The organism is Brevundimonas diminuta 3F5N, from assembly GCF_900163625.1.
Taxonomy (GTDB): domain Bacteria; phylum Pseudomonadota; class Alphaproteobacteria; order Caulobacterales; family Caulobacteraceae; genus Brevundimonas; species Brevundimonas diminuta_A.
Genome location: NZ_FUIE01000048.1, coordinates 1 through 9,906, shown reverse-complemented (window position 1 = coordinate 9,906; position 9,906 = coordinate 1). Strand labels below are relative to the sequence as shown.

Below are 9,906 nucleotides of genomic sequence, written 5' to 3'. Positions count from 1 at the left end.
GCGCTTCGTCTCAACCTCCGCCCCACCGTCGCTCAGCACGTTTTTACACGGCCTCGACCGGACGCGGTCTCGCCCGCCGGCGCCGCCGGCCTGACGCAACTGATGCCGGGCACAGCCCTCGACCTGGGTGTCAGGAACCGCTTCGATCCTGTTGAAAATCTGAGAGGAGGGGCGGACTATCTGGCGCGCCAGATCATCCGGTTTGGCGATCTGAGACTCGCCCTTGCAGCCTATAATTCGGGACCGGGCCGCGTGGCCCGTCTCGGCCGGGTTCCGGATATCGCCGAGACGCGCGCCTATGTCGTGACGGTCATCGACTGCTATCTCGCCCTGACTGCTGGGCGGAGCGTCACCAACGGCCGTCAGTGCCGGTCGGAAGGGGCGGCGCCATGACGCCTTCTGTTGTCGGCGACGAGGTCGACGCTCCGTCCGGCGACGAGGACCTGCTGACGCGCGCCGAAGCCTCGGCCTTTCTGGCGCTCATAGGGATACGCCTGAAACCGGCCACCCTGGCGCGGATTTGGTCGACGGCGGCAAACGGTCCGCCCTGTCGCCACATTCGCTCCAAACCCTATTATCCGCGCGGGCTTCTGCGTGAATGGGCGCGTTCCCAGATCTCGGATCTCAGGACCGGGGCGCCGCCGGCGGCCAAGCGACGCGGGGCGACCTCATGACCTTACCATCAAACGGCGAGGCGATTGAGACCGGCGGACGGGAGGATCGGCTGTTGCCCTGGGGGCGTGTCCGGGACATCGCGGGCATCAGTCGCACCACGGCCTGGCGGATGCAGCAGACCGGCGACTTTCCGGCGCCGGTGCCGGTATCGCCGGGGCGGGTCTGCTGGTGGGAAAGCGAACTCACGGCCTGGAAGGCCGTCCGGGGCGCGGGCCGGCCGCTGAAGCCGCCGTCGAGGCCGCGCCTGCCCGGCATGCCGCGTCTATCGCCGAAGAGGGGCGCCGCCGAGGCGCCGAAAGCCTTGGATCTGCGAGAGAACCCGCCGACGGTTTCGACCTCTAGGGAAGCGCTCGTCGAGGCGGCTCCAAGATTGCGCGGACGCAAGCGCGCTGCGCGGACCGCGTCGGCGGACCAGTTGGGTTTCGACTTCTAGGTTTTTTCCAGATCTCGTGACCGGCGGACGAACCTGACGCGTTCCTGTCCCTTGACGAGGACGGCGTCATACCCCGCGCTCAACCAGGCCCGGCTTTGGACATGGCGGGTGGTTTCGTTGTTTTCATTGGCCCACCATTGCGGACGCTCGGCGCTGCGCGGAAGCATGGCTCTCAGCACCAGTTCCAGGTCCCGGAAGGTCATCTCCACCGTATTCGACGTTTGGCGTCGGAGGTGTCGGGCCAGAGGATCATATTTGGACATCGACCGTCTTTATGGCGGCGTTTGGCGCGTCGCCAGTTTCTTGTAAGGAGGCGGTTTCAGGGCGCGGCGGTTAGGCCCCGATTAATCCGCTCAGGGTTGCAATCGGCAGGAAGAGACGGAGCGGTTGCGAGGGCAGGGGCGCGAAACCGTAGCCCTTGTAGAGCTCGGCGCGTTTGCCGACCTTGTCGGCATCGCCGCAGTCGAGCACGTCGAGCAGGACGACGGCCACGCCCAGGGACTCGCTGACCTTGTGGATGCGTTTGAGCGCATCGATCAGAAGGTCGCCCCCATATCCCTGGCCCTGGAAGCGAACGTCGACGCCGATCATGGAGATGTAGGCGGCGGGAATGGAGCCATGACCTGGTCGGGTCCTGGCGAACCTGTCCGGAAGCTCCGCATAGTCGACGGCGTGGGCGTTGAGGGCGTAGAAGCCGATCAATCGACCCTCGGGATCCGTCAGGACCCAGACCCGGAGATTGTCGGCCTTGGCCAGCTTGTTGGCGGTCTTCTTGAAGAAGTTGTCGACCTGTTCGACGCCGCAGGAAAAAACCGTTCGATCGTGTTTGTCGGGATCGAACGGCTCAATGATGTTGCGGGGCGCGACCTCGTCCTGACTCACCGGCCGGTGATCGTCTTGTCGTGGCGGGCGAAGGCCGCGCGCAGCTTGTCCGTCGGCTCGGGCGGGGTTTCCAGGGCCGAGAAGAAGGCGTGGTGATCCACGCTCGCCAGGCGCGTGTGTTCGTGCGCGGCGATGGTGAGGAGGGCGGATTGATAGGCGGCGTTCATGGCGAAGGCGGTTTCGTCCACGCCGCTTAGCGCGGCGGCGCGCTGAATCGTCTCCTTGATCCGCGGCTTGGTGCGGAAATTCATCCGCTCGCTGCTGCGTTCATCGATCTCGCCGACTTCGTCTCGGAAAGCGAGCATGGGGGCCTCCTCTCTTCCTACAGAGGGATCATGTACGCCGATTGGACGTACAAATCAATCTGAAGCCTGGGTGGGCGGGTTCGCAGGAGGCGTAGATCCATCAGAGAGAAGCTTCGGGTCCGGCTTGCGGTTCGGGTCGAGCGACGATCTTATCAAGCTTGAGCACGCGGTGCGTGCGCAAGGAATGGGGCGTCGGCGTGAACACATTGAGTCTTGAGGCCATGGCGGAGCAGCTCGAACAGAGCGGCGAGTACCGGGTGTTGCGCAAGCTCTCGCCGGGGCTGGTGGTCGAGGCGTCGGACGGGGGACCGGTCCGCCGCGGTCTCTATGTGGACGTCGAAACCACGGGGTTGGATCCTGAGAAGGATGAGATCATCGAACTCGCCATGGTCCCGTTCACCTATGGAAGCGACGGGCGGATCACCGAAGTCGGCGAGGCCTTCGAGGGGCTACGCCAACCGGCTGAGCCGATCCCGGCCCACATCACGGCCATCACGGGGATCGACGACACCATGGTCGCGGGTCGGAGCATTGATTCCGAAGAGGTCGCGCGCTTCGCGGGGCAGGCGGATCTGATCATAGCCCACAACGCCGCCTTTGATCGTCGTTTCCTGGAGCGCTTTTGCCCGGTCTTCGTGACCAAGCCCTGGGCCTGCTCCATGACCCAGATCGACTGGGGCGACGAGGGCCATGAGGGCGTCAAGCTGGCCTATCTCGCCATGGGGGTGGGGTTCTTCTACGACGGACACCGCGCCGTGCATGATTGCGCCGCCGGGATCGCTCTTCTGGCGTCGAAGCTGCCGCGCAGCGGCGAACGGGCCTTGGCGCGGCTGCTGGAGCGGGCGAGGGCGCCGACCTGGCGCATCTGGGCCGAAGGCGCGCCCTTTGATCTGAAGGATGTTCTGAAGGCGCGGGGCTATCGTTGGAACGCAGAAGGGCTTGGCGGGCCCAAGGCCTGGTTCACGGATGTCTCGGAGGCCGACAAGGCGGAAGAACTCGACTTCCTCGCTCGCGACATCGGCCTGGGCGACCGTGAACCCCTGGTTCGCCGGGTGAGCGCCTATGATCGGTTTTCCGAGCGGTGTTGATGACGGATTGTCCAACATTGTTTGCTCAAACGGCAGGCTAGATCTTCACCAGGTGAGGGAATCGGCTAGGCAGGCCGTGACTGATGAAGCGATGGGCGGCGGGCATGACCGGCGAGTTTGATTTTCTAAAACAGCGGCCTGAGTTGGCGCGGGCCTGACGATGAGTGTGAACAGCGTGCCTGCCGTCATCGCAATCGAGCCCCGCCTTGAAGGGGAGGAGTTTACGCTGCGCGATGCATTCGCGGGCGAGACCCTGACGCCCGGCCAGGAAGAACTCATTGCAGAGCTTGAGCGCTTTCTGTCTGACGACGCAGCCGACGTCTTCCTGCTGAAGGGCTACGCGGGCACCGGCAAGACCTTCATCACCAGGGGGTTGGGGCGATATCTAGAGGCTCAGGGCCGCACGTTTTGCCTTATGGCGCCGACAGGCCGGGCCGCCAAGGTGATCGCCGCCAAGAGCGGATTTGACGCGGAGACCCTCCATAAGAAGGTCTACGACTACACGAAATTTTCTGAATACACGGACGACGGCGTGGTCGGGTCCGAGACCTTCAAAGCCTATCTGGAGATCGCGAAGAACGATCTTCCCGCCAACACCGTCTTCATCGTGGACGAGGCGTCGCTGGTGTCCGACGTCTATCAGGAGGGAGAGTTCTTTCGCAGCGGGTCGGGCTATCTGCTGAAAGATTTTCTGACCCACGTCGGTCTGGATCACAATGACCACGACAAGAAGGTCATCTTCATCGGCGACGCCGCCCAGTTGCCGCCGGTCGATATGGCCTTTTCGCCGGCGCTCGATGAGGTCTATCTGAGAAAGACCTATGGCGTCGCCGTCCAGGGCTATGAGCTCAAGGACGTGGTGCGCCAGAAGGCCGACAGCGCCGTCATGCGCAATGTCCAACCCTTGCGCGACGCGCTAGAGGTCGGGATCTTCAACAAGATCGGCTTCGATTTCGACGGGGCGGAGGTGTCCAGGCTCGCGGCTGAAGACCTCATGTCGGTCTACTTCGAGTCTTGTGATCATGCGGTCAATGCAAAGTCGGTGATCATCTCGCGATCGAACGCCGAGGCCGCGGAGTTCAATCGTGCTGCGCGCCAGATCTTCTTTCCGAGCATGGAGACGGTCGCCGCCGGCGACAAGCTGATGGTCGTCAAGAACACAAGGATCGACGGTCAGTTCATTTCGAACGGCGATTTCATCTGGGTGAAAGAGGCCGGCGCGACGGTCGAGACCAGAGAGGTCGCTCTCAAGCGCAAACACCCGGACACGCAGGAGATCGAGACCATCACGGTCGCGCTCGCCTTTCGCGAGGTTCTCGCCGGATTGAGGGATTTGTCAGGTCGTCCCTTCTTCTTCCGGACCAAGATCCTCGAGAACCTTTTGTACGACAACAGCCCGGGGCTCGGGTCCGACGAGCAGAAGGCGCTCTATGTCGATTTCCGTACGAGGAAACGTCACCTGAAGCCGGGCGACGCCGCCTTCAAGCTTGAGCTTCAGAGCGATCCCTACTTCAACGCGCTGAGGGTCAAGTTCGGCTACGCCCTGACCTGCCACAAGGCTCAGGGCAGCGAGTGGGAGCATGTCTTCGTCAGTTGTCCCACGACGCAAAATCCGTTGTCGGCGGACGCCTTCCGTTGGCTCTACACCGCTATGACGCGCACCAGCGACCGCGTCTATTTGATCAATCCGCCGCACAGGACCCTCGGCGGCGATATCGGCGTGGTGAGCGGCGGTCAGGGGACGCGGCCGCCCGGGAGCGCTGATTCGGCTGGGACGTTCGGATTGTCGGAGGAAGACGGCGCCCTGTTCGCCATCGTCTGTCAGGTGCAGGTCCTGCTGGATGGGACGGGAATCGAGATCGAGTCGATCATCCACAATCAGTACCAGGAAGCCTATTTCTTCCGTCGCGGCGAAGAGGCTGCACGGCTGAACATCGCCTATAACGCCAGGGGCAGGGTCAAGAGCGTGGCGGCGGTTCAGAAGGGGCCGTTGAGCGAGGAACTGGCGCGACGGCTCGGCGGCTTGACCAATCGGCCGCTGCCGACGGGAACCGGCGCCGTGGAGGCCGGCGGCCTCAGTCGTCCCTTCCTTCAGGAATACCATGACCAGCTCGAGCCCATGCTGCGGGAGCGCCGGATCAGGGTCGCGAGCCTGACTGAGCGTCCCTGGTGCGTGCGTTACGCCTTCGAGCGTGACGGCGAGGTGGCGACGATCGACATCTGGTACAACAACAAAAGCAGGCTCACGAAGTGCCAACCCGTCGACAACGCCTGCACCGTCGGCCCCTTGCTCCCTGAGGTGGTGGACCTGCTGACGGGTGGGATGAAGGCGTGATCTCGTCCAAGGCCATTTTCGAAACACGAAGGTCCGGAGACCTTGAGGCGGCCTACGCCATGGGTCTGGAGCGCATGGGCGCTCCGGACCGGGACGCCTGGGATGTTCGCGCCTTTGGCTGGGTGTTGGTGGACCTCGTCAAGAAGCTTGCGGCGGATCCTGGGCCGGAACTGAACCGTTATGCGGACGAACTTCGCCAACTGGCGGTGCCGCCGGACGACGACCTGCTGACGAAGCAGCGCGGTTACGCCTTGAGCCTGCTTCAAGAGGGGGCGAAGGACCTCCAGAAGGCGAGGGCCTTGAGCCGCGACGGCGAGCATCGGCAGGCCGTGAGGATCTATGCCGAGGCCTTTGAACGCGGCGCGCTCGATCCCTCGAACCATGCGAACTACGGGTGGGATCTGTTTAAGGCCACGCGTCAACTCACCCAGCAGGGGGCGCAGGATCAGTGGCCTGCGGCCGTTGTTGGAGAGGCCAAGCGATATCTCGGCGCCTATATGAAGCTCGATGTCGAGCGGCCCTCCATGCTGCACAGTTGCGTCTTGCAGCAGGCGCTCCGCCTCGCCTCGGGCGGTCACCTCAAGGTCATGGTGTTCGCCCGGATGTGGGGTCTGGAGCATCTGCGCGAAGAGGATTTCGAGCGTTATGTCGCGGAGGACGGGAAGTCTCGTCAGTCCTTGGCGGAGACGGTCGTGCAGCAGGCGGCCAAGGAGGCTGCGGCATCTGGGCAGGCTGGCGATCTCGACTACATCCATCCCTTCGTCGATCAGGCGATGGCGCGCTTCCCCGACAATGTCTGGCTGAAGCTCAACAAGGTGAAAATCCTGCGTGCGCTCGGGCGGCAGGAGGATGCACGGGCTCTGGCGATCGACTTCGCGCGGACCAAGTCCGGCGAGTACTGGGCATGGGAACTGTTGGGCGACCTGGTGACGGAGGCCGAGCAGCGCATCAGTTGCTATTGCAAGGCTCTCGTCTGTTCCCAGGACGATGCTTTCGTCGGCGGCGTGCGCTTGAAGTTGGCGCGCGTTCTGGCCGATCTCGACCATTTGGCCGAGGCTAAGGGCGAGGTGATGCGCGTCATCGACTACAAGACGCGTGCGGGTCACAGGCTTCCTACCGAGGCGAGAGAACTGTCGCAGGCGTCCTGGTACGCCGAGGCGTCCTCAGCGGAGCCGTCGGCGGCCTTCTACGCGCGCTTTGCGCCCCAGGCCGATGAAATGCTCTTCAGCGCCCTGCCGTGGATCGACGCCTGCGTGGGCGAGCGATTTACGATCGAAGGGCAGGAGACCAAGCCGCGCCGCAAGCTCTATCTGCGGTCGTCGCCATTCCCCCTTGAAGTCAGCGTTCCTGAAAGCAGGTTGCGGCTCAAGGCCATGTCGGTCGGCCAGGCCGTCAAGGTGAAGGCAGACCATGAGGCCGATAGCGGGCGCGTTCTTTTGCATGCGGCCGCGCTTCGGGAGGAGGGGTCTGATTTCGACGTCTTTGCGGAAACGATCGGCGTGATCGACCAGGTCAACGCCGACAGGGGGGTTCTGCACTTCATGGCCGGTGTGGACGCCCACGGGGTCTATCCCTTGGCAGAGTACGCCGGGGCTGTGGTTCTCGGCGGCGGCGTAGCTTTGAGGCTCGCCCGGTGCCGCTCCGCCAAGCGCGGCGTCTTTGTCCGAGCCCTGACGGCTGCGCCTTCGACGGAAACGCCAGGGGCCAAGATTTATCGCACCTTTAAGGAAACGGTCCGCGTGGACAAGGGCATGGGGTTCACCGAAGGCGGGATCTTCATTCCGCCCGATGTCGTGGCGGCTCATGATCTGAATGACGATGATCTCGTGTCAGGGAGCGCTGTCCTGAGCTTCAACAAGAAGCGCCAGACCTGGGGGTGGCGAGCGATCCTTCTCGGTTAGTTGTTCCGATTAAATGGGATGCGAACCTCGATCTTCTCTCCCAACATGCGGTCGACGGTCCGGGGGGAAAGCTGCCCGCGCTGGATGATACGCAGGGCCGCGCTGCCAAAACCCAGGCCTGGAGGGTCTTCGGCGAGGATGCGACAGTCCGATGGCCTGCCGTTTGAGGCTGCCGTACATTCGACCGTGGCCGATCCATCGACATTGCGATCTAGCGCTCTTTGCGGAAAATCGGCTTCAGTCGGACGTGGCGGTCGCGACCATTCGAGGGCGGAGGGGTTCGCAGACGGCGCGCCGGCCAAGGCGAAGGGGTTGGTCGGTATGTGCGCCAGGCGCTGTCGTTCTCGCTCCTCAGCATCACGCTGTCGGCGAACGGCGGTGATGCATTCGCGCAGGCTCCTGACGGCGATGGCGCTGCCTTTGAGGTTAAGGCTGTCGACCAGTGTTTCGCCGTTGAAAAATTTCAGGTTGTCGCCCTGGGCGAAATCATCGAGGAATTCGGCGGGCATGGGCATCGTGAACCCGCGCTTATAGCTATCTGAGGTGCTGCCTTTCGCCCCGGCGCCGGCGTAGCGGGTTCGTCCCACTTCAAGCGCCATGTCGGGATACTGACGGTCCGGTTCGGTCGTCCAATTGCTGTTGGTTGCGAGAACCATGCTGGAGCCGTCCAATTCAACAGTGACGACCAATTCCGTAGCGCCCTCGCCTTCATACTCCAGATAGGCCAGGCAACGATCTGGTCCTCGAGCTACATCCCAGTCGCCTTGTGAGGGCCAGGTTGTGACTTGGGCCGCCAAGGCGATGGCGTAGATCAATCCAAACATGCCTTCCCCCGAAGTCTAGAAGATTGAGAATACTATCATGGCCGTAGGATTTGCGTCAGACCGACTTGGCGCCGGCGTGAGAGCGGGCGAAAGTTCCGTATGATTTTCTCCAGACGCGCCTTGCAGAGTCGTCTCGATGATCTGCGCATGCAGTTCGCCGACGACGTCGCCGATGGCCTGGCGGCTCGGCTGAACAGGCCGGGCAAGGATCGACTGGCGGCCATGTGGGAGGTGGTCGTCCTTCAGGCCTTTGCAGGCTTGGGCGAACTCCGACATGAGCGGGAACTCACTTCAGGAAGGCGCCCGGATATTGATTTTGAGGGACCTGTGGTGTCCTTCGTCGCTGACGTGACGACTGTGTCAGACGAGGGATTGGACGAAACCAATCCCTACTTCGAACTTAGCCAGGCTTTGGAGCAAGTAAAAACGCGCCTTGGCCTTCCGATTGGAGGTCTCGATCTTCAGGTTCACTCGCTGGAGGAGGTGACCGCAAGAGGATCTCGGCGCCTTCTTCGGCTCCCTCCGCGGCCTAGAATTCAGGAGTTTGTTCAAGCGACCATAAAGCCTTTGCTTCAGACTCAAATCGCCGAAGGCGCCGAAGTCCTGCGGATCGCGTTCGATGACGAAGACGTCGGGGTGGACATCACCATTGATCCTCGTCGATCCCCGTATAGCACAGGCGGATATGCCGCTTACGCCTCTCCTACGATCAAGGACCGCAATCCGTTGTATGGGGCGCTCAAAGCCAAGGCGGGACAGCTTCGAGGCGCCCCGGGCTACACGGGGATTATTGTCGGCGACGCACATTCCGCTTCGCTCCGACCGAACGCTTTTGACCGGCGCACCATCACCTCCGGCGAAATCGCCCGGGAGTTTCTGCGCCAGCATTCATCGGTCGATTTTGTTCTGCTTTTGACGATATCGGAGGAGCAGCAGGGTTTCGGGACCGACCGTCCGACGCGGTGGATCGATCCGCTTTTGGTCGTACGGGACGACGACGCCAGAGCGCCTAGCCTGCAAGAGCTTGCGCTAGAGGCGATCGCGCGGATGCCGACGCCCATTAGGATGCCCATCAACGCCGCGCTCAGGGCTCGCGAGCCTGGATACGATCTTGGATTTCATGGAGGCTACAGCATGAACGCACGGACGATCAGGATCAGTTCCCGAGAGTTGGTCGAAATCCTGGCGGGTAAGAGAACCCTGGCGGACAACGGCGCCAAACATGTTGAGAAGGCTCGCGCTCTAGGGCGAAGCCAGCCCAATCACGCCCAGGCGGCCTTCGATCGAAACCTGCGGGAAGGTCGATTGCCGGACATCATCCAGGTCATAAAGGCAGGCGAGAACGAGGAGGACGACTGGATCGAGTTTCGTTTCGGAGAGCCCGATCCTGCGATCTCCACGTTTCGATAGACCTCGTCCCGAGGCTCCCGACTCTGGTTGGGCTGGCTTCGCCCTAGAGCGCG

The 9,906-nt window shown here is 62.8% G+C and carries 11 protein-coding genes; 7 read left to right on the top strand and 4 right to left on the bottom strand.

Annotated elements, in window-relative coordinates; genetic code table 11:
- The 3 genes from FM111_RS09155 to FM111_RS09145 all read left to right on the top strand — a co-directional run.
- The coding region (locus FM111_RS09155) for a lytic transglycosylase domain-containing protein (protein WP_143276080.1) at window positions 1–393 on the top strand (393 nt) is incomplete at its 5' end.
- Window positions 390–674, top strand: a complete 285-nt coding sequence (locus tag FM111_RS09150) for a hypothetical protein (RefSeq protein WP_087140655.1) — start codon at window positions 390–392, stop codon at window positions 672–674. The genes FM111_RS09155 and FM111_RS09150, both read left to right, overlap by 4 nt.
- Complete coding sequence (locus FM111_RS09145; RefSeq protein ID WP_087140654.1) at window positions 671–1,108, top strand: helix-turn-helix transcriptional regulator; 438 nt, start codon at window positions 671–673, stop codon at window positions 1,106–1,108. Before FM111_RS09150 ends, FM111_RS09145 begins: the two co-directional genes overlap by 4 nt.
- Here the strand turns inward: FM111_RS09145 and FM111_RS09140 are convergent.
- The 3 genes from FM111_RS09140 to FM111_RS09130 form a co-directional block, all read right to left on the bottom strand.
- Window positions 1,105–1,371, bottom strand: a complete 267-nt coding sequence (locus tag FM111_RS09140) for a DUF7662 domain-containing protein (protein WP_087140653.1) — start codon at window positions 1,369–1,371, stop codon at window positions 1,105–1,107. The genes FM111_RS09145 and FM111_RS09140 overlap by 4 nt on opposite strands.
- 70 nt (window positions 1,372–1,441) lie before the next feature.
- A complete protein-coding gene (locus FM111_RS09135; RefSeq protein WP_087140652.1) occupies window positions 1,442–1,990 on the bottom strand; it encodes a GNAT family N-acetyltransferase in 549 nt (182 codons plus the stop codon).
- Window positions 1,987–2,295, bottom strand: coding sequence for a type II toxin-antitoxin system TacA family antitoxin (locus FM111_RS09130; RefSeq protein WP_087140651.1), 309 nt, complete (start codon window positions 2,293–2,295; stop codon window positions 1,987–1,989). The genes FM111_RS09135 and FM111_RS09130 overlap by 4 nt, the downstream gene beginning before the upstream one ends.
- 173 nt (window positions 2,296–2,468) lie before the next feature.
- Here FM111_RS09130 and FM111_RS09125 point away from each other — a divergent pair, with 173 nt between their 5' ends.
- The 3 genes from FM111_RS09125 to FM111_RS09115 all read left to right on the top strand — a co-directional run bounded on the left by FM111_RS09125 (window position 2,469) and on the right by FM111_RS09115 (window position 7,619).
- Complete coding sequence (locus FM111_RS09125) at window positions 2,469–3,383, top strand: 3'-5' exonuclease (RefSeq protein ID WP_444861014.1); 915 nt, start codon at window positions 2,469–2,471, stop codon at window positions 3,381–3,383.
- A gap of 175 nt (window positions 3,384–3,558) precedes the next feature.
- Window positions 3,559–5,718 carry an ATP-dependent DNA helicase gene (locus FM111_RS09120; RefSeq protein WP_179205066.1) on the top strand — a complete coding sequence of 720 codons (2,160 nt, stop codon included), beginning with the start codon at window positions 3,559–3,561 and terminating at the stop codon, window positions 5,716–5,718.
- The gene (locus tag FM111_RS09115) at window positions 5,715–7,619 is read left to right on the top strand and encodes a tetratricopeptide repeat protein (protein ID WP_087140648.1); all 1,905 of its coding nucleotides are present in this window, start codon (window positions 5,715–5,717) and stop codon (window positions 7,617–7,619) included. Before FM111_RS09120 ends, FM111_RS09115 begins: the two co-directional genes overlap by 4 nt.
- Here the strand turns inward: FM111_RS09115 and FM111_RS09110 are convergent.
- Window positions 7,616–8,434: an energy transducer TonB gene (locus tag FM111_RS09110; protein ID WP_256968169.1), complete on the bottom strand. Its 819-nt coding sequence runs from the start codon at window positions 8,432–8,434 to the stop codon at window positions 7,616–7,618. The genes FM111_RS09115 and FM111_RS09110 overlap by 4 nt on opposite strands.
- Before the next feature lie 156 nt (window positions 8,435–8,590).
- On the opposite strand from FM111_RS09110, the gene FM111_RS09105 reads away from it, so the two are divergent.
- On the top strand, window positions 8,591–9,853 hold the full coding sequence (locus FM111_RS09105) for a hypothetical protein (protein WP_218779193.1): 1,263 nt from the start codon (window positions 8,591–8,593) through the stop codon (window positions 9,851–9,853).
- Window positions 9,854–9,906: the final 53 nt, after the last annotated feature.

Excerpts from the sequence above, each read along its gene's own strand:
- FM111_RS09150 (WP_087140655.1), top strand. The coding sequence starts at position 390 with ATGACGCCTTCTGTTGTCGGCGACGAGGTCGACGCTCCGTCCGGCGAC.
- FM111_RS09145 (WP_087140654.1), top strand. The coding sequence starts at position 671 with ATGACCTTACCATCAAACGGCGAGGCGATTGAGACCGGCGGACGGGAG.
- FM111_RS09140 (WP_087140653.1), bottom strand. The coding sequence starts at position 1,371 with ATGTCCAAATATGATCCTCTGGCCCGACACCTCCGACGCCAAACGTCG.
- FM111_RS09130 (WP_087140651.1), bottom strand. The coding sequence starts at position 2,295 with ATGCTCGCTTTCCGAGACGAAGTCGGCGAGATCGATGAACGCAGCAGC.
- FM111_RS09105 (WP_218779193.1), top strand. The coding sequence starts at position 8,591 with ATGCAGTTCGCCGACGACGTCGCCGATGGCCTGGCGGCTCGGCTGAAC.